The sequence below is a fragment of the Colwellia sp. MB02u-10 genome, assembly GCF_014077185.1.
Lineage (GTDB): Bacteria > Pseudomonadota > Gammaproteobacteria > Enterobacterales > Alteromonadaceae > Cognaticolwellia.
This window is the reverse complement of sequence record NZ_JACGVK010000066.1, coordinates 1-20,551: the sequence shown is the minus strand read 5'-3', so window position 1 is coordinate 20,551 and position 20,551 is coordinate 1. Positions and strand designations below refer to the sequence as shown.

Below are 20,551 nucleotides of genomic sequence, written 5' to 3'. Positions count from 1 at the left end.
GCAGAACAAAAGAATTTTTTATTTCATCATGACAAATGAATAATCTATAATTAAAAATTAAAAATTAAAAATTAAAAATTAAAATCATATTTCACTCGATTTGTCGGGTGAAATCATCTACCGTGCACGTTTTAGCGCCAAAGTAAGTCGTTATTGTAGTAATCTACCGGGCAAAACATGATCGTATCTCTTTTAGAAAATAAATCGTTCGTCACCGCTGTATTAGCTATCGCTATTATTACGGTAAAGTTAGTTATTACACGCTTAATTAGACGTCGCGCAAAAAAGAAAAAATTAGATAAACGCTTAAGCGTTAATTTACTGAATAATCTTTTCAATTTTGCACTCATTTGTGTGGTGTTTAATATCTGGTCTGTTGAGATTCAAAAGTTTGCTTTTTCAATTGCTGCATTTGTTGTGGCAATAGTGCTTGCTACACGCGAGTTTATTCAATGTCTTATTGGCTTTATTTATGTGGTATCAAATCGTCCCTTTCGAATTGGTGATTGGATACAAGTGGGTAATTATTGCGGTGAAGTAAACTCTATTGACTGGATCAATTTAACGCTATTAGAAGTTAACATCAGTAATTATCAATTTACCGGTAAAACTCTTTACATACCCAATAATCAATTGGTGGCATCGGCAATTAAAAACTTAAATTTCCTTAAACGTTATGCCGTTCATCACTTTACTATTACCCGAGATGGCAGCGTTAACCCATTTGAGTTTATTGATGCGCTAAAAATCAAAGCCAACACCTATTGTGCCGACTTTAATGATGTTGCCGTAAGATATAATCAAGTAATTGAAAGTCGATTAGACATAAAAATTGCCGGACCTGATCCTCATATTGAAGTCGCCACGTCAGAGCTTGGTGATACGCAGATTATTTTCACTATTTTTTGCCCAACCGAGCGCGCAATGGAAATTGAAAACAAACTCACCGCTGACTTCATGAACTTTTGGTTTAGTGCAAAAAGTCATAACTAATGACTATGTTTTTAAACATAAGCGCTAAGCTCGAGATACAGTTTCAGCGCTATAAAAATCAATACCTTAGCTAGTTCAGCCCTTATAGCGAATTAATATTACTTCTTATTTGCGCGTTAACTGGTTAAACTGACTTGTTTTTCAAATGGGTTGTCTGCATGTTTTTCCGCTTTATCGCACTTTTTTTTACCTTGTTTTTAACATTAACCTCCTATGCTACTGACCTAAATAGCTTAAATAAAAAGTTATCGGCTAATATCGCCAGTGAATTAAAAAAATTTAGTATTCCAGGTGCAGCCTATGCCATTGTTAAAAACAACCAAGTTTTTGCCATGCAAAGCTTTGGCTATACTGATAAAGCGAAAAGCCAAAAAGTAGATCATAATACGGTGTTTCGCCTAGCCTCAGTATCTAAGCCTTTTGCCGCTACTATTACCGCGATGTTGGCACAAGAGCAGCAGCTAAACTTATCAGACCCAGTCACTAAGTATGTGCCTAACTTTGCTTTAGCCACCGAAGGCGCTGCAGACAATATTCAATTAAAACACCTGCTCAGCCATTCAAGTGGCTTGATGCCAAATTCCTACGATAATTTACTACATGAAAATTGGAGTATGGAAAAAATAATTAGCCGCTTTGATCGTATTACACCGATTTGCCAGCCGGCAAAATGTTACGGCTATCAAAATATTGCCTACGGATTTTTACAACCGGCCATTGAAGCGGTTAGTGCTAAAAGCTACGCCACTTTGCTACAAGAAAGAATTTTTTCGCCCTTAAAAATGGCCAATGCCTCAGTGGGTATTGAGGTGTTTTTACAACAGCAAAACACCGCCAAGCCTCACATTCTCAGAAAACGGATAAAAACAGGCAAAAAAAATAGCGCAGGCAGAAATATCAAACGCTATGTTTGGCGTACAGTAGATGTTGATCCTGACTATTATAAAGTGGCTCCCTCTGCAGGTATTAACGCCAGTATTGCTGACTTATCAAAATGGTTAATTGCCAATTTAGGTCATAACCCTGAAACACTTTCTCCTGCACTACTCGCTGAACTTACTACACCACGTATTAAAACAAAAAAAGATTTGCGCCGCCGATATTGGCGTAAACATTTAACTGATGCCCACTACGGATACGGCTGGCGCATTTATCAATTTGATGGTCATCCTATTATTTATCATTCTGGCTGGGTTGCTGGCTTTCGTGCCGATATTGGTTACTCGCCCGAGTTAGAAATTGGTTTTGCGATTTTAATTAATGCAGAGTCAAATGTGATTAATAAAATATCGAGCAAATTTTGGTCACAAGCCCATCAATTACTTGTCAACAATGATAAAAATAAATCTTAACTTCTTACTTAGGAAGTAGCAGAGTTGCGCTTTGTTGCTGCAACTAGCCCGCTTTTAAATAATGACTTAATCTAATGCCATTTAAGTCAGTAACTAGCACTTAATTACACTTTATCTTCAGTAAACTTCAATAGCCGCAAATAACCAAAACGGCGTCAATATACAGTTTTAATAGACTGCTTTAGTAACAGAGACACTTTGCTGAAAAATAAAACATACCCGTTGCACTTTAAGGGGTTTATCAATCAAAAACCACACAACAAAACTTATATTAAGCACTTAAAGCCCCTGACATTTTAATTATTTTGCTGACTTTACCGCTCTGGTTACCGTTTAGCTTTTAGTTATTACGCTAAGTTATTAAAAGTCTAATTAATAGCTATACAAAGACTAAACAGGCAAGGAGATTAGGGGCTTTAAAGGGTGTTTTTACATTATATCAGTTTGCATTGCCGCGTTTTTTCGACTATTTTTACTTAATTAATGTAGCGAAGTAAGTCATATTTTTTTGAAATCTGATTCATAACAAGCTTTGAAAGGTACTGTTAAAAGATCCCTAAAAGGTATTGTTAAAAGGTCTTGTTGAGCGTATTAATGCTAAATTAACATCAGTATTGAATCAGAAAAGAAAGACTGGTTGTTAGCCTACCGTATTTGTACCTAGTACATTATCGGGTAGTTGTTCATTGTTTATCACCGCCACGGTAATTACTTTTACACAATAAATGTCTAAGAGGAAGGATCATGGAAACAATGAGTGTTAATGGAAAATTAATTCCTACCAACGATAATGAAAATATCACTGACCAATATCTAGGTCATTTTCTAAAAGTTAGCTACAGCCAAGAAGTTTCTGGCCACCCAGTATTTAGTAAAGACAGGGTAGATGTCGAGCTAGACGGTATTTTTAGATTTTATTTACCGCTCAAAAACCTAGTGATTAATGAAGCCGTTAAAATAGCCATTTTTGCACCTGATGGCGAAATGCTAGGCCAACAAAATTATAGTTACACCAGCCTAAAGCCAAGCAATGTCCCTATTAATGTTGTTGATGAAAGTCCGGTCTTCAACATCAAAATCAATCCTAAAGTTATTGCTTTTAATATTGAATCACCGGTAGAGAAAGCCATAAAAAAAATTACCGGTAAAGTCATTGATAGCACAGCAGAGCAGGCAACAGGCGGTTTACAAGTTGTGATTATGGTCAGTGATGACCCTGTTGCTTTGCTTGATAGTAGTAGTTTTCATGCGGTGTTTTCTGCTACCACTGATAACCAAGGCTACTTTTATGGTCAAGTGCCAAATAAAAGCATTCAGCAAGCTTTCGGTGTTATTGCCGGTAATTTAACTCAGCCTATTATCATTGGATTGGACGACAATAAGCTACCCAAAAATATTTTATTAGTCTCTGATTTATCAGCTTTAGAGCAAGACAATGACTGCGCCTGTAATGAAGCCGTACCCCTTTTACCTGACAGTGATGACCTAGTCAATTCAGGCGCTTTTTCTCAAGACATAGGCGGCAAATGTGTTGACTTTACTGTGCCTAATAGAACATTAGAAGAGACTAGTTTTTATCATACCGTTAGAACAACAGAGCCTGAAATTAGAGGTTTTACTATCACAGTCAAAGACAGCAAAAAATTTAAATTTGAATTATTTGAAATATCAAAAAATATTTTTACTACCATCAATAAATTAAATGATTCGTTTTCTTCATTATCAATGCAGCCGTTAGTTATAGAAGAAGTTACGATGAAAGATGACACCGTAAATATGACAAGAGTTATGGCATCACGGCTAGGTGAAAAAACAGCCCCTGCCCTGCCAAATTATATGCTAAAAATGAACTTTGCTGATACGCAACAATTAAAAATTCACACTCATGATTTACAGAGCATTAATAAAAACTTAGTATTTTCAGATCTTTTAAGCATTCTTAAACAACAAGAGCAACGCAGAAAGAAATTATCGAGTTTACAACATAAACTTGCCGCCGCTTATTGTGGAAAAAATGGCGTGGAAAGTGCCAAAACCTTTTGTGAAACCCTGACAGCAAAAGACACTTTAAATCGCGAAGAAGTTCGAGCATTATTAGGCCATATTGAAAAGAACCTCGGTTTGTTAGCGCTTTCACCTGCCAATAAAAAACACTTTACTAAAGCTATTTTAGAGCTTGAAAAGCTTGTTAATAACACACAAGTAACGGCACAAATGTTAAACAATGCCATTAAAGTGGTCGAGCAAACAATCCTGTTAATCGATGATGTGCCAAATTCAGTTAACCAAGAAAGAATGTTAGGTGACCTAAGGCGCTTAATGATAGAGCTTGCCAATGCCAGTGAGACAACTCAACTAGGGTTTGAGCCTTGCCCTACCGCAACTAAACCAACCACTATGGGTATTATGTGTTTAACCATAGAGTTTGAAAAAATAAAAACCACATTAAAAAACAGTGTGTTACTTTCCTTACCTGAAATAACCATGATTCGCGAATATTACCTTATATTTCAAGATAGCATCACCGCCTTTATTGACTTATTAGACGAGTATTATAACTTCTACCGTAATGGCAGTACTTTTGTGAACGAGCTAGTCGATGATTACTTTTACCGCCATTATGATGAAATAAGAAGTCGATTATTGGGTTTAATGAAACAAATTAGTTCGGGCATTAGCCAAATTGAAAACATTGAACAGGCTTATATTGTCAACCATCCCGGTCGAGTTAATTTAACGGTAGAAAGTAGTATTAATTGGGATGAAAATATTACTATTCATGAAAATACCACTATAGCCAATGGCCATATTTTACATATAAAACAAATTTGGAAAGCGGCGGGATTTTCTTTAGGCGATTGCTTATATAGCATGCCACTAGCGCCATGTCAGGAGAAACAAATTGCCATAGTCGATTGGGATCGAAAAGAAACCTCCGCCCGCACCGAAGCTCAAATTGTGAGTGAAGAAATAACCGCAGATATTATTCGCGATCGAGATATTACCGAAATTATGCATTCATCGCTAAACGAGTCACTTGTCGCAAACTCGAGTAATAGTACCAGCTCAACCAGCGCAGGTATTGGTGGTGGCATTGGTGGTTTTATTGCGCCCGTAGTGTTTGGTGTCGCCGGTGGTATCTCGCATTCTGGCGCTTCTTCAAAATCAAACGCATCACAAAATTCAGCACGAAATGTTTCTGGTAGTGCTTTAAACCGATTAAAAGATTCCACCTCACAATCAGCTTCTAGCGTACGAAGCCAACGCAGTACAGTGGTACAAACAATAGGTCAAAATGAATCGGTTAATGTACAAACTGAAGTGATTAAAAATAACAATCACTGTCATGCAGTCACCATCGAATATTTTGAGGTTTTAAAGCATTATGCCATTGAACAAAAATTAGTTGATGTTCAAGAATGTCTTTATGTCCCTCTACCCATGAGCCTTTTCGATAATCAAAAAGTATTACGCTGGAGAAACACCTTAAAAAGAGCGGTTTATGGTAAAACCTTACATAGAGGCTTTAGCGCTATAGAACGCATTGAAGATGAATATATTAATGCTGACTTACCTGATGGGCGCTACGTTGATGAAGTGATTCAAAACTTCTCTGGTTACTTTACTTTGTCATTTGAATTAGCCCGCCCCTTTATCAGAATAATAGAAGAAGCGACGAAAACTGAAGAGTATGATCTGTTGACATTATTCCCTTGGTTCCCTGGTCGCATGGTACTAAATTTAGAGCGAGAAGTTCCCTTAACTGAAGCTGAAAAAGACACCATTTTTGAGGAGGAATACGCACCAAAAATTATAAAAAAATTCATTGATACACTGCAATTTGACGCCATTGCTGATGATGGCAGTGAGCTGCAACTCGATTTAGATATGACAATTTTATCGAATTATCGCAAAGGTGCCCCCTTAAAAGTCAATATTGCCAGTAAGTCTATCCCGACAATTACGCGGGCACAAATCAATCACTTACGGTTACGGGCCAATACTAATGTAAATTCATCATCTAAGATTATTCTTCGCTCGCTGTATTTACATTATAGAACAAAATATTTAAGTGAATATATTGTTCGCAATCATAGGGTTAATAACGACATTATTAATTCAATGCAGATACAGAACTTGTTTGACATTATTACCGTAACTGATGCAGCCTTAATGTATGTTCCTGCCAATACTAATGAATTACGTAATCCTAAAAAAGAAGACAAAACGGCTGCTTCAGCATTAATTAGCTTTCTCAATGAACATCTAGAGATGGCGCATAAAGTAATTTGGTCAAGTATGGATGCAAGCCGTTTATTTGGCTTACTAGATGGTTTTATTGCTCCCTACAGTGGCGGTAAAAGTGTCGCGAGTGTAGTTGAGAATAAAGTCATGGGTATTGTCGGTAATAATTTAGTGTTAAAAGTTGTACCCGGTGAGCGTTTAGACCCGACATTTAGAGGCGTTGACGACTTACTGGCCTATTATCAACCCACCACGGCACCCGATCCCTTTAGAGTCAGTGTACCAACAAAAGGCGTGTATGCTGAGTCGGTAATGGGTCAGTGTAATAGCTGTGAAAAAATTGATGAATCACGCCATTGGCGCTTTAATGATGAGCCTTGCGGCACAACACCCACGGCAATTAATCCTATTGATACCGGTAGCCGACGCAGTGACCCCGGTAACTTACAAGCGAAAGATTTCCCTGCCAGTATCATTAATATGCAAAATGCACCCTCAGCGCCAGACCCTACCAGCTTGGGCAGTGCCTTTGAGTTATTGTCAAAAGCTGATGTCTTTAAAGATATTACCGGCCTAACAGGCACACAACAAAACGCACTAGCGGCGCTGCAAACCACCTCAAAAAGTGTGACTGATTTAGCCAGTATTTCAAAAGACTTTGCCGGTTTATCTGTGATGGCGAATCAGAAAAAAGATGGTGCTAAATTGATTGAGCAAATCAAGAAACTTAACAAAGAGGGTTATTTAACCGATGATGAAGCTCACGAACAAATTACCAAGGTGCTTGACTCATTTACTGACGCAGCTAAAAGTGTCACTAAAAAAGCAGACGACCCGATAACCACCAAAGAGATTGAAGATGTTGCAAAAACCTCTGACAGCAATAAAGTTGATGTCGCGGTTGATAAAAAATCAGGTACCATCACAACAAAATCGAATAGGAGTAAACCTAGGGTTAGTGCAGCCGAAGCACAGAAAGTAGTGATAGGTTTTAATCTTTCTGATGATAGTGCTTTACCAATGAATGGTTTATTAAGAGCTGACATCAAGTTATTGCTACCTGATGCAGAGCCGGTCTTAATCAATGATTTAATTGTCGAAGCTGGATTAACCAGCGTAACAACACAAATGCCAGTGAAGTCTGGCGTTAAAGGTCAGGTACATGTGAAGTTTTTCTCCGCATTTAATCCTTATCAAGCCGCTAATTCGTCAGCAGATATTGACTTAAACAACCCATTTAAAGGCAGTGTTAGCTTTACTATTACTAACGATGGCCAAGCACTAGTCTTTAATATTGTCCCTAAATCGATAGAGTACACCATTATTTCATCGAGCAAACAAGCGGCAATTCAAGCGGTGAGTAATAGTGAGAAAGTCACTAAAGGTGGCAAAATATATGCCGAAGCAGAAGGCAGTATTCCTTTTATTTCTACCGTAAAAGCCGGTGTTGAAGTCAGTGGTAGTTTAGAAAATGATACCACTATCGTGGATACTAATATGGTTGAAGGTGAATTAGGCATTTCCTTTAAAATGCGACTACCTACAGGGGGTTTAATCATTACCAAAGGTTAAGGCAGTAAACGCAAAGTAAGACAAACTGCCCGTGTAATGCTGGCAGTTCAATCAAGTAGAGTAAGGCCTGGTTAGCCAATAGTTTAGGTTAGCTAAGCCTGTTCTGCTAATCAGGAAACTCACTTAAATAAAGGCTCAAGTAGATTGAGTTACCAGCAGGTGATTTTATTAAACCTAAAATGATGGATTTAGTGTTGGGTAAAGTCCAGTCAACGCAATGCTAATCCAACAAAAAAATCAGTAAAAAAATTTCGATTTTAAGTAACAAAGCCTACTTAAATGCCTAAATTAATAACCATTAACTTTACTGACCGCTTTGGGTATCTGACCAGTCGCACGAAAACTCATAATGTTTTTAGCGACAATATCACAAGCACTGTTAAGGTTTGTCGGCGCAGATATATGAGGTAAAATAGTGATATCAGGGTGATGCCAAAGTCCGCTATCAGCGTTTAATGGCTCATGTTCAAAAACATCAAGCACGGCATGGCTAAGGTGATGACTGTTTAGCGCATTTAACAGTTCATCGGTATTAATGACGCCGCCACGGGCAAAATTAATTACCGCACTACCTTGAGGTAATTGCGCTAATAATTTTTTATTCACCATACCGCGTGTTGCAGGCGTTAATGGTAGTAAACAAACTAAAATATCACTTTGTGCTACCATTTCAGCCAAGCCATTATTTCCACTGTAACTGCTAACATTTGCTATTTTTTTAGCCGTGCGGCTCCAGCCCATGACCTTAAAACCATTTTGTTGTAATTGCTTTGCACTAACTTGGCCTAATGCTCCTAAGCCCAGAATACCAATACGCCGCTCACTTGCTGGCACAAGTTGATGTGGCTGCCAGTGCTTATTTTTCTGCTGTTTAGCATAACGTGGCATGTCTCGATGAAGATATAAACTCCAGGCTAATACTGCTTCAGACATAGCTCTACTTAGGGTTGGGTCAATTAAACGCACCACGTCAATCGGCGAGTTAGCCAATGACATCATCAAATGTTCAACACCGGCCCAAACACTATGTAGCCATGTCAAATTTTCAAATGCAGCCAGTAATTCAGTATTAGGGTTGGCAACAATAGCTAGCTGACAGTGTTTTTTTTCTGCCGGATTGACCTCAGAAAAAGCAACAATATTTTCATCAGGCAAGGCTTGATTAAGTGCTGTTATCCAAGTAATTTCTTCATCTTTAGGTAATTGACTAATAAATGGGATCATATGGCTTTGCGTTTATGTTCAAGAGATTTTATTATATTACCCAAGATTTACCTAAACCAGACAATGTTTTAATTTTTTGATAAATAAAAAGTTATACTTTTGCTCTGGCATCCAACGCCCAACTAAGGTATAACGGCGCTATGAAAGTACCTAAACGCATACAGCCACTTGTTAATGATGGCTTAATAGATGAAGTAATAAGCCAATTAATGAGTGGAAAAGAAGCCACCGTTTATATGGTTCGTTGCGGCGACGAAGTTCGCTGCGCTAAAGTTTACAAAGAAGCCATTAAGCGTAGCTTTAAAAAAGCAGCGCAATATCAAGAGGGGAGAAAAAGTAGAAATAGCCGTCGTGCCCGAGCGATGGAAAAAGGTTCAAAGTATGGTCGCGACCAACAAGAGTCTGCTTGGCAAAATGCTGAAGTGGATGCACTTTACCAATTAGCAGAAGCTGGCGTTCGTGTACCGCAACCTTTTGGCTGTTTCGACGGTGTTTTATTAATGGAGCTTGTCACCAATGATACTGGTGATGTAGCACCGCGCTTAAATGACGTGGTAATGTCAGCAGAACAAGCACAAGAAGATCACACGCTGGTTATGCATTATGTCCAGTTAATGCTTTGTGCCGGTATTATTCATGGCGATTTATCAGAATTTAATGTTTTAGTTGATGATTATGGCCCGGTCATTATTGATCTACCACAAGCGGTAGATGCATCAGCCAATAACAATGCCAAAGCTATGTTAATGCGCGATGTTACCAATATGACTAACTATTATGGTCAATTTAGCCCGGCGTTAAAACAAAGTAAGTATGGCCAGGAAATGTGGGCACTGTTTGAAAGTGGTGAACTAACACCAGAATTAGCACTGACTGGCTTATTTAAAGAAGACACAGCCAGTGCAGACGTTGATACGGTATTAGAAGAAATTAAAGCTGCATTTGAAGAAGAAGAAGCCAGAATAGAACGTATTAGTGACGCTAATGCGGTCGATAGTGACTATTAATATTGATGATAAATGGTCACTATTTTTTTGATTATGTTTCAATTAAGCCCACTTGTTTGTTGGGCTTAATTAAATCAAATCAAAGTAAAGCTATGTGAAATCGCCTCACTACAGAAATATTACTAATAAAAGAATATGATACCCGCAATAATCAAACTCGCTAAAAATATCGTTTCACAGCCCATTAACATCACCGGTCGCCAGCCAAGAGAAAACACTTGTTTTAATGACGTTTTAACACCGATTGCCGCAATCGCAATCACTAATAAATTACTCGACAGACTGCGAATAAAATCAATGAGCCAAACAGGCAAGACACCGACATTTTTTAAAAATGCCAGCACAAAAAACATAATCAAAAAGCCTGGAATAAAGGCACTAACACCCCCCGACATTTTGCTGTTTTTTTCTTTAAAAGCAAAAAAAACCATCATGACTATTGGCATTAACAACGCTACTCTGAGCAGCTTAATATAAGTTGCTACGTCGCCTGCTTCAGGTGATATGGTATAACCCGCACCAACCACTTGAGCAACATCGTGAATAGCGCCACCAATAAAAACCCCGGCCAATTCATCTGAGAAACCTAAATAACGGGCAACAACAGGATAAAATATCATTGATAAAGTGCTAAAGGTGGTAATACCTATCACGGTAAAAGCAAAGTACTTTTCTTGAGATTTATCGTTTGGCAGCACGGTTGAAATAGCGGCTGCCGCTGAAACACCACAAACCGCCACCGCGCCACCGGACAATACCCCAAAAACTTTCGACAAGCCTAAAGCTCGCGCAAACAACACCCCAAAAACCATGGTCAACGCCATGCTCACCATCACAATTAAGGGCGGAGTAATACCGAGCGAGACAATATCAGCAAAGGCAATACGCACACCCAATAAACCCACACACAAACGTAATAGCTCTCGTGAGCAAAAGTTAACACCCGCTTGAATATTTACCTTGCTGTAAAATGAATGCAGACTCAAACCCATTAATAACGCACAGAGTATAATGGGTGCTTGATAACGCGTGGCAACTATAGTGGCAATTATGCCAATCAATACACATAAGACAATACCTAATAATTTAGCTTGTAAATTTATCAGCATTTTTAGTTTAACCGTAAGATTTTATTGCTAAAAAAGAGGTTGTGAATTGTACCACTAGTGGTAACACTTATATTGGTTTTTCTCATACTAAGCATTAAAAAGCCTGCAAGTGCAGGCTTAAAATATAACTTCTTATAGGGTTTGAAAATCAAACATAACAGCGACTAACTAAACCCGTTGTTGTTATTACCTTTAGCCGTAAAGCACACTAACATCAAAGCAATAGTATCAAAGTAATAATCATCGGCGTTATTGTACCGCTAAGCCCGAAGGCGATATCAGCAGTCTAGAACCCGCTGGGTATCACAATTAGGTATCATAATACTTTCTAGGTTTGGTTTACCGTTCATCACAATGTAACTTAATGATCATTTAACACAGCTAAAAGCCTTAGATTATTTATAGCACAGATATCAGCTTATTAAGTGCTACTATTCACCCCAAATATCTTTTGGTTTAAGTTTAAGTACTTTACGTTCACCCGGTTTGCGTTCAACTTTAGTTTTATTCGGGTTAACATAAATTTTACTGGCCTTAGCATTAGCCGAATTATAATTTTTATCCGCTAAAACCTCTTCTAACTTATCTTTAACCTCTTCAACTACTGGGCTTTTTACTTGTTCTTTCGCGCGACGTTGCACATGAAATTTCTTGTCAACGCCCTGTAAAAAGTTGCGTAACACCTGATCTTTACATTCACGATAATTTTTATGATCTGGCTTGCGAGAAAACGCACTTAGCTCTGGCTTATTTAAACGAAAATTTGCTGACTCCAACATCTCAAGAATATCTTCTGCTTTTAAATTAAAAGCAATTTTCAATTTAGTGAGAATAATATTATTGTTTAAACGCTTTTCAACCTTGGCTGGTTCGCCTTCTTTTTTACCGCGGCGCTCATTAATAAAGCCATTTAAAAATGCAGCAAACGTAGTATCAGGGCAATTGACATAAGCAGGGTCTTCTTCTTGCTTTAACCAGTTACTTATTTGATCTCGGGTCACGGTTAAATCACCGGCAGCAAAAATAGCAATAACCTTTTGATCGTTAAAATTAAAGGTATATCTCAGGCGACGTAAAACATCGTTGTTAGTCACAAACTTCTCCAAAAATCCAACGAGTGTCGCTGGTTAGTTCTACTTTCAGGCTAAATAGGCCGACACCAGCCTATAAACAACTAGCAAAACTCTAGTGATTCAATTACACCATATTATACACGCTTTAAATAAGCAGATCTTTACCTGCATGCGCTATTTATTAATTGAATAATGTAAAAGCATTAAGGCGTTAAATTTAGCGGTTAAAGATCAGGTAAAACTCATGTTAAGATACGGGTAATTTTGATGTAAACGGCATTTACTGGTGCAAATACTAAAGTTTAAAAACACCAAGGTCACGGTTCAGTAAAATGCTTCACTAGGTTTCTTTTCAACGCAATTAAATTACGAGCAGTCATGAGCAAAAATGTTAATCTCTTCAATCCGGTATTAGCTAAAGGCCGGGGTAAAAGTGCCGATAAAAAAGTTTGGCAAAACCTACCCGGTAGTAGTGCCACTGTCGCTATTTTTCACGGCGCGTTATCAACGCAACAGCCCATATTACTACTTACTCATGATACGCCATCGGCATTGCGCCTAGAGCAAGAACTAATCAGCTTAAATCAACAAGCTCAATTACCTATTTGTTTATTTCCTGATTGGGAAACCTTGCCGTACGATACCTTTTCGCCACACCAAGATATTATTTCCCAACGTTTAGCCACCTTGTATCAATTATCGCGTATGGATAAAGGCATTGTTATTGTGCCCATTTCCACTTTAATGCAACGTTTAGCACCAAAACAATACATTGAAGCCAATAGTTTAATCATCCAAAAAGGCGATAAAAAAGATTTACATCAATTAAGACAAAGCTTAGAAGCCAGCGGATATCGCTGTGTTGATCAAGTGATGGAGCACGGTGAGTTTTCTGCTCGTGGTGCCATTCTTGATATATTCCCTATGGGTAGTAAAACACCGTTCCGTTTAGACTTTTTTGATGATGAAATTGACGAAATTCGCTTATTTGATCCAGAAAACCAACGCTCTAGCGATAAAATAGATGGCATAAATTTATTGCCTGCGCATGAGTTTCCAACCGATAGTGACGGCACCAACTTATTTCGCAGCCAATACCGCGAACAATTTACCAGCACCATTGACAAAGCATCGATTTACCACCAAGTCAGTAATGGCATTATGCCCGCGGGCATAGAATATTATTTGCCTTTGTTTTTTCAGCAAACCAATACCTTATGTGATTACCTTGCTGATAATACCTTAGTGATTATCAGTGGCGATATTGATAAAGCTTTAGCTCATTACTGGACCGATATTGACTATCGCTATGAAGACAGACGCTATGATCCCACTCGGCCACTATTGCCACCAAAGCATTTATTTCTCAATAGTGAAGAGCTCTACAGTGCCTTAAAACCTTTTGATCGAATCAATTTAAAACCTGAAGTCATCGAAGACGAATTAAAAGCGTCACAAGTGCAGTTTGACGTACACACCTTGCCAGATTTGACCATAGATCATAAATTAAAGCAGCCGTTTGAATTGCTCAATAACTTTGTTAACAGCAAAGAAACACCAAGCAAACTCTTATTTGTTGCAGAGAGCCAGGGTCGACGTGAAAGTGTATTAGAGCTACTAGAGCGTAATCAAACCAAGCCAAGTATCTTTAATAGTATTGAAGACTTTGTTAACAGTGACGCGCTCATTGGTATTACGGTTAACGCTTTAAGTGCCGGCTTTATTTTTCAAGCCAAAGGCAGTGCGAAAAAAAATGCCATTGCCTTAATAACAGAAGCTGAATTACTCGGCGATCGCGTCCGTCAAACTCGCCGTCGAAATAAACAACAAGAAATTCAAAACGACGCGATATTTAAAAATTTAGCCGAGCTAAGTATTGGCCAACCTGTGGTGCATATTGATCACGGTATTGGTCGCTATATGGGCTTACAAACCATTGAAAATAGTGGCATTACCACAGAATTTTTAATGCTCAGTTACGCAAAAGAAGCCAAATTATATGTGCCCGTTGCCTCACTGCACTTAATTAGTCGCTACTCAGGCGCTGATGCTGACCATGCCCCGTTACATAAATTGGGTAACGATTCCTGGAGTAAAGCCAAGCAAAAAGCGGCAGAAAAAGTACGTGACGTAGCCGTTGAACTGTTAGATATTTATGCCAAACGCGCCAGTAATCATGGTTATAGTTTTAAACGAAATAAAGATGATTATCGCGCTTTTGCAGACAGTTTTAGTTTTGAAGAAACCTTTGATCAAGCACAAGCCATCAATGCGGTCATTAGCGACATGTTATCGCCAAAAGCGATGGACAGATTAGTCTGTGGTGATGTCGGTTTTGGCAAAACCGAGGTCGCCATGCGCGCGGCATTTATTGCGGTGAACGACGGCAAACAAGTAGCGATATTAGTGCCAACTACCCTGCTTGCTCAACAACACCATGAAAGTTTTCGTGACCGTTTTGCCAATTGGCCTGTTAACATTGAAGTTTTATCACGCTTTAAAACCGCTAAAGAACAAAACGCTATTGTCAAAGAAGTTGAATCTGGCCAAATAGATATTTTAATTGGTACCCATAAACTTTTACAAAACAGCATAAAATATAAAGATCTAGGGCTTTTAGTGGTTGATGAAGAGCATAGATTTGGTGTTAAACAAAAAGAAAAAATAAAACAGCTGCGAGCAAACGTAGATATTTTAACACTGACCGCAACCCCAATCCCACGCACCTTAAATATGGCCATGGGCGGCATGCGCGACTTATCAATAATAGCCACACCACCAGCAAAACGATTAGCGGTAAAAACCTTTGTAAGAGAGCGCGATGACGCCTTAATTCGCGAGTCAATCCTGCGGGAAGTACTGCGTGGTGGTCAAGTCTACTTCTTACATAACAATGTCGACACCATAGATAAAACTGCTGCAGACATTCAAGTATTATTACCCGAAGCGAAAATTATTACCGCTCATGGACAAATGCGTGAGCGCGAACTTGAACGTGTGATGAACGACTTTTATCACCAACGTTATAATGTGCTGGTTTGTACCACCATTATTGAAACTGGCATCGATGTGCCCACCGCTAATACCATTATTATGGATCGAGCTGACCACTTAGGTTTAGCACAACTACACCAATTACGTGGCCGTGTTGGGCGCTCACATCATCAAGCTTATGCCTATTTATTAACCCCGCATGAAAAACGTATGACCAAAGATGCAAAAAAACGCCTTGAAGCCATCGCCTCATTAGAAGACTTAGGGGCCGGCTTTACTTTGGCGACTCATGATTTAGAAATTCGTGGCGCCGGTGAGCTATTAGGCGAAGATCAAAGTGGTTCAATGAGCCAAGTGGGTTATACCTTATACATGGAAATGCTTGATGCCGCCGTTACCGCATTAAAAGAAGGTAAAGAATTGTCGCTTGACCAAGTGACAAAAACTCAAACTGAAGTAGATTTACGCGTAGCAGCACTATTACCCGATGACTATATTTTCGATGTAAGTTTACGCTTAAGTTTATATAAACGTATTGCCAGTTGTAAAAATAAACAAGCACTCGACGACGTGCAAGTTGAGCTGATAGACCGTTTTGGCTTATTACCACAAGCAGCAAAAAATTTAGTGCATATCGCCAAACTGAAACTTAAAGCACAAAAAATGGGTATTACCCGCATTGATGCAGGTCCTGCTGGCGGTTCATTTGAATTTAGCAGTGAAACTAAAGTAGACCCTATGTTTATCATCGGCTTAATTCAGCAACAACCGAAAATATATAAAATGGAAGGTGCTAATAAATTGAAATTTAAGCAAGTGACCGAAGATGCAAAATCTCGCTTTATTTTAATCGCTACCATGCTGAACGAATTGGCAAATCACCTGCGGGCTTAAACACCGCAATGATCAATACGTAAAGCTAGCCTAGTTATCTTTTATATTTAACAGATAACTGATTGAGAATTGATTGATAAGTGATTGAGAACTAATTGAGAACTAATTGAGAACGGATTGACAATATAAGTATTGATCAACCTTTGCTATTATCACTGGGTAAAATAAACATTAACTGGATACTGAATGAAATTAACTCAACTATTTTTATGTTCTGCCGTCTTAACATTTCCACTAACCTTAAATGCGACGACACAAGAAAATAATGACCGATGGTTTGATGTCGAAATTATTCTTTTTAGCCAATTAGCTGATAAAAGCCAGTTAAAAGAAAACTTTCCAGATAGCAGTGAATTACCAAAACATCGACGTGTGGAAGATTTACTCAGCCGCTATTTAAACCCTGACATTCGCACGTTAAAGCAACTATTACCCCAATGTGATTCACCACACTATGTTGGGGATTTAGCGAAAAAAAATGCCAAACTCCCTGCGCTTTTTAGTGAAAAATCATTAGCGCAGATATCACAATTAGCGCCAGAGCTTTCGGTGTCGAACCAAGCTATAGGTTTAGGGCAAGATAGCACCAATCTACTTGATTCTAGCAACAATGTGACACAGTTTTCAGCAAATAATGACACGGCTAGTCAACATGTTTTCACCGACAATACTGGGCTAAACCGTGAAATTTCTAGTACAGTTCCAGAGAATAGTGCTGCTGGCAATAGTGACATCAACACCATAGCTTTACCAACCATCTTGTCTGATAAAGAGCGAGCAAACATTCAACGTTTAGTACTAGCGGCAGAACAAGAATTTCAAAGGCTTAAATTTCAATATCCAGCCAAGACTGAGTCAATATTATTATGCCGAATTGACCAAGCATACTTTGCTGACTATCAAGTCGAAAATCCTGACTTTGACTATTACGGTTTTGCTGTTGATAAAGTGCCATTATTGATTGATGGCCAAGAAAATATCGACAATAATAAAACACATTTGCTTAGCAAAAACTCATTACAGCTTAATGATATTATTCAAGACTTAAGGTATAGCAAAAACTTTCGCCCTATGTTGCATATGGGCTGGCGACAAGTTGCTCGGCCTGAAAAACAATCTGTGCCAGTGAAAGTGTATGCAGGTGATAATTTTGTTATACCTTACCAAAAACAATTAACTAAATTCAACGACCAAAAAAATCAGCAAAAAAGCCACTTGCTTACAGATACTAGCAAAAAAAATCTGCTTGAGTCTTTACCTGTGCAAAACCAAACTGAACAGCTACAACAAGCTAAAAAAGCGCGTCTCGAACAAATTATTGCGCAAATAGCACAGGTAAACGAAAACACCGACGAACTATTAGCAGCACTTGACCAACAAGACTTATCGCTAAAACTTACTGATCAAATGCCCTTAGCGGCCACAGAAAATACGCCACCAATAGCGCCTATTCAACAGTGGTTTATTGAAGGATTTTTTAATATTCATTTAAAGCATTATTTATTTATTACCGCTGATTTTAATATTTTAGATAACAGCTTAGCAGAACTGGCCACAGCAAAATTAGCCCCAAGGCTACCAACTGATGCTAATGTAAATCTAAATAGCACAGAAAATGCGTCGACACCAATACAGGCCAAAGCTATTCGTTTTCAACAAAACCGACGCGTTATTAGTGGCGAAGTGCATTATTTCGACCACCCCTACATGGGCATGATAGTGCAAATTAGACCTTATACAAAACCAGAGCCTGAGCCTAAAGAAAGTCTTTAGAGACTGATTAATGGCTTCATTATATTTTTACCAATAACACTTTCGAGGATACTATGGATAAAGAAATTGAAATTCAAGCGGCGGTATTTCGTCGTTTACTCGCGCATTTAGATAATCGTAAAGACGTACAAAATATCGAATTAATGAACCTTGCTGGCTTTTGTCGTAACTGTTTTTCTAAATGGACAGTGGCTGAAGCTGAAAAATTGGGTGTTAACGTCGATATTGATACAGCACGCGAACAGGTTTATGGCATGCCTTATAATGAGTGGAAAGAAAAACATCAACTGCCGGCAACAGATGAACAGCTAGCGAAATTTAACCAGTTAAACGCAAAGAAATAATGTCAGCTCGATTTTTCTAGACGATCAATACGCTACCCTATACAAGAATTAAATCCGTCGAGCTGTATCTTGCAGTACTTAGTTATTGTCAGTGATATGTAAAAGTATCAGCATAAACAGACAATATTACGCTAAGTAGAAGCACTACAGCCTGACCTTTAAGCGAATAAATAATCACTGCTGGATACTTAATATTTGGTTTAATGCTTGGTTGAAGGTTTAGGCTTAGGTTAAACGATAACGTTCAATGCTGTAGCTCTGCGATCATTTCGGTTACATGATTCCAACCAACGCCCTCGTTTAAATCGTTGTTGACGCCGATCGCCGCCAGAGCGGCGTTCATATTCAGATAGCGTTGGAGAAGTTATTTTAATTTTCAGCTGCTCAGTCAAAGAATTAGGCCTTGTTTTTCTCTGCTGCTGTTGCTTCTCACGGCTGTCTTTTTCCGAACGTTCTGCTTTGGCTGTAAAACTGGCCGGCAATAAACTTACAAAAACATCCATAACTGTTCTCAACTCCCTAATTAATAGTAATTACAACCCCTGGTTAATTAATCGGCAGTTAGTGGTAAAAGTTTAATCTTTTTTAAGCCGCAATAGACCCTTGCTGAATTTTAGTTTTAAGAAGAGTCGAGCGCAGCAAGGCTAAAGAAGTAATTGCTACTCAAAGTTATTTATAAAACTTTGCTATAAGAGGTTTGTGAAAGCAGATGAGTGAAGGGCAGTAAGAGTAAGGCGCTTGATTAGCTAGCCGCTAACTATTGCGATTAAAAAACAAGCTACCCTATTGCTTTTATCAACCAATAGGGTAAGAAAAATTTTATGAAAATAACCAATAGTAATCATCTGCAATAACTAAAGCTGAGCGTTTATAGAAAAGCACTGACTTCCTCGGTATTTAAATAACGCCACTCACCTAAGGGTAAATCAGCCAGTTTTACTGGCCCTATTTGCTCGCGATGCAAACCCAGCACCTGATTACCAACCGCTGCAAACATGCGTTTAACTTGATGATATTTACCTTCGGTTATGGTCAATAAGACTTCTTTCTCAGCAACTTGCTCTAACGTCGCAGGACGAGTTAAGCCATCTTCACCTTGCAACTGCACGCCATGAGTAAACTTCTCTGCCGTAGTAGTCTTCAGCGGGTCACGTAGCCACACACGATAAACTTTTTCGCACTGTTTCTTAGGTGAAATAATATTATGCGACCAGAGACCATCGTCAGTAATTAGCACTAGCCCTGTAGTGTCAGCGTCTAGGCGGCCGGCAATGTGCATATCAAATGCCTTATCAACAGCAATTAAATGCAGTAACGAGGGATAAATTTCATCAACATTAGAGCAAATGGTAGCAAGGGGTTTATGCAAAATGATATAACGAAAACTACGCGCAGTCAGTGCTTCGTCTTCAATGCAAATATAATCATCTTCATCCACCTGGGTGGCAGGATCTTTAATTACCACATTATTCACCGTTACTTTACTCATTTTGAGCAATTTTTTAGCTTCAGTGCGGGTAAGTTCAGTGCTTTTGCAAATAAATTTGTCGAGACGCATAGTCAGTAATATCGCTAAAAGGTAATGAAATAAAGGCGCCGCTATTATCGCTATTTGAATATTTTTAGCAAGGCTAGCGTGTACAGGCATTACAAAAATATTCATCAGCACTAGCTTGGATTGAATTGAATTGAATTGGAGAGCATATAACAGGATAGAAGGATGCCCAATAACTAGCCTTGGTTAAGTTAATGCACAAAACACCGACATATTAGCTACTCAACAATTAAACTGACTAAGTTCACCTAGCGCTCTTTGTATGGATCTCACTAATTATCTGATTATTTCTACTGGTTAAAATAACCAACTACTGCGTTATTTATTTAATAATTAGAACAACTAGTTATTAAATAAATGCCTTATATTTGGCCATTTTTCCTGCGTATAAAGTAGACCACCTAATTAATGAAATT

11 protein-coding genes and 1 pseudogene are annotated in these 20,551 nt (G+C 38.5%); 7 read left to right on the top strand and 5 right to left on the bottom strand.

Annotation, left to right across the window (positions count from 1 at the left end):
* Positions 1-177 precede the first annotated feature (177 nt).
* The 3 genes from H4J59_RS01760 to H4J59_RS01750 all read left to right on the top strand — a co-directional run bounded on the left by H4J59_RS01760 (position 178) and on the right by H4J59_RS01750 (position 8,162).
* Positions 178-993, top strand: a complete 816-nt coding sequence (locus H4J59_RS01760) for a mechanosensitive ion channel family protein (RefSeq protein WP_182236298.1) — start codon at positions 178-180, stop codon at positions 991-993.
* Positions 994-1,151: 158 nt separating this feature from the next.
* Entirely contained in the window at positions 1,152-2,345 is a 1,194-nt protein-coding gene (locus H4J59_RS01755) for a serine hydrolase (protein WP_182236296.1), read from the top strand.
* A 744-nt stretch (positions 2,346-3,089) separates the two neighbouring features.
* Positions 3,090-8,162 (top strand): hypothetical protein, encoded by a 5,073-nt coding sequence (locus H4J59_RS01750; protein ID WP_182236294.1) that lies wholly within the window; start codon positions 3,090-3,092, stop codon positions 8,160-8,162.
* 288 nt (positions 8,163-8,450) lie between these two features.
* On the opposite strand, the gene H4J59_RS01745 is transcribed toward H4J59_RS01750, so the two are convergent.
* Positions 8,451-9,386, bottom strand: a complete 936-nt coding sequence (locus tag H4J59_RS01745) for a glyoxylate/hydroxypyruvate reductase A (protein WP_182236292.1) — start codon at positions 9,384-9,386, stop codon at positions 8,451-8,453.
* Positions 9,387-9,526: 140 nt separating this feature from the next.
* Here H4J59_RS01745 and H4J59_RS01740 point away from each other — a divergent pair, with 140 nt between their 5' ends.
* Positions 9,527-10,393 (top strand): PA4780 family RIO1-like protein kinase, encoded by an 867-nt coding sequence (locus H4J59_RS01740; RefSeq protein ID WP_182191068.1) that lies wholly within the window; start codon positions 9,527-9,529, stop codon positions 10,391-10,393.
* 122 nt (positions 10,394-10,515) lie between these two features.
* On the opposite strand, the gene H4J59_RS01735 is transcribed toward H4J59_RS01740, so the two are convergent.
* Positions 10,516-11,502, bottom strand: a complete 987-nt coding sequence (locus H4J59_RS01735; protein WP_182236290.1) for a YeiH family protein — start codon at positions 11,500-11,502, stop codon at positions 10,516-10,518.
* Positions 11,503-12,146: 644 nt separating this feature from the next.
* A pseudogene (locus H4J59_RS01730) lies at positions 12,147-12,596 on the bottom strand (DUF1456 family protein); the annotation flags it as partial.
* A 357-nt stretch (positions 12,597-12,953) separates the two neighbouring features.
* Between H4J59_RS01730 and mfd the strand changes: the two are divergent.
* The 3 genes from mfd (at position 12,954) to H4J59_RS01715 (ending at position 18,580) form a co-directional block, all read left to right on the top strand.
* A complete protein-coding gene (mfd, locus tag H4J59_RS01725; RefSeq protein ID WP_182236286.1) occupies positions 12,954-16,463 on the top strand; it encodes a transcription-repair coupling factor in 3,510 nt (1,169 codons plus the stop codon).
* Between the two features lie 186 nt (positions 16,464-16,649).
* Positions 16,650-18,236, top strand: a complete 1,587-nt coding sequence (locus H4J59_RS01720) for a CsiV family protein (protein ID WP_182236284.1) — start codon at positions 16,650-16,652, stop codon at positions 18,234-18,236.
* A 53-nt stretch (positions 18,237-18,289) separates the two neighbouring features.
* On the top strand, positions 18,290-18,580 hold the full coding sequence (locus H4J59_RS01715; RefSeq protein ID WP_182233629.1) for a DUF1244 domain-containing protein: 291 nt from the start codon (positions 18,290-18,292) through the stop codon (positions 18,578-18,580).
* A gap of 230 nt (positions 18,581-18,810) precedes the next feature.
* Here H4J59_RS01715 and H4J59_RS01710 read toward each other — a convergent pair whose 3' ends face one another.
* Both H4J59_RS01710 and H4J59_RS01705 read right to left on the bottom strand, forming a co-directional pair.
* Positions 18,811-19,083: a hypothetical protein gene (locus tag H4J59_RS01710; RefSeq protein WP_182236282.1), complete on the bottom strand. Its 273-nt coding sequence runs from the start codon at positions 19,081-19,083 to the stop codon at positions 18,811-18,813.
* 365 nt (positions 19,084-19,448) lie between these two features.
* The gene (locus H4J59_RS01705; protein WP_182236300.1) at positions 19,449-20,138 is read right to left on the bottom strand and encodes a pseudouridine synthase; all 690 of its coding nucleotides are present in this window, start codon (positions 20,136-20,138) and stop codon (positions 19,449-19,451) included.
* Positions 20,139-20,551 lie beyond the last annotated feature (413 nt).

Bases quoted from the DNA above. Each gene is read 5' to 3' on its own strand.
- H4J59_RS01760 (WP_182236298.1), top strand. From the start codon at position 178: ATGATCGTATCTCTTTTAGAAAATAAATCGTTCGTCACCGCTGTATTA.
- H4J59_RS01755 (WP_182236296.1), top strand. From the start codon at position 1,152: ATGTTTTTCCGCTTTATCGCACTTTTTTTTACCTTGTTTTTAACATTA.
- H4J59_RS01750 (WP_182236294.1), top strand. From the start codon at position 3,090: ATGGAAACAATGAGTGTTAATGGAAAATTAATTCCTACCAACGATAAT.
- H4J59_RS01745 (WP_182236292.1), bottom strand. From the start codon at position 9,386: ATGATCCCATTTATTAGTCAATTACCTAAAGATGAAGAAATTACTTGG.
- H4J59_RS01740 (WP_182191068.1), top strand. From the start codon at position 9,527: ATGAAAGTACCTAAACGCATACAGCCACTTGTTAATGATGGCTTAATA.
- H4J59_RS01735 (WP_182236290.1), bottom strand. From the start codon at position 11,502: ATGCTGATAAATTTACAAGCTAAATTATTAGGTATTGTCTTATGTGTA.
- mfd (WP_182236286.1), top strand. From the start codon at position 12,954: ATGAGCAAAAATGTTAATCTCTTCAATCCGGTATTAGCTAAAGGCCGG.
- H4J59_RS01720 (WP_182236284.1), top strand. From the start codon at position 16,650: ATGAAATTAACTCAACTATTTTTATGTTCTGCCGTCTTAACATTTCCA.
- H4J59_RS01715 (WP_182233629.1), top strand. From the start codon at position 18,290: ATGGATAAAGAAATTGAAATTCAAGCGGCGGTATTTCGTCGTTTACTC.
- H4J59_RS01710 (WP_182236282.1), bottom strand. From the start codon at position 19,083: ATGGATGTTTTTGTAAGTTTATTGCCGGCCAGTTTTACAGCCAAAGCA.
- H4J59_RS01705 (WP_182236300.1), bottom strand. From the start codon at position 20,138: ATGCGTCTCGACAAATTTATTTGCAAAAGCACTGAACTTACCCGCACT.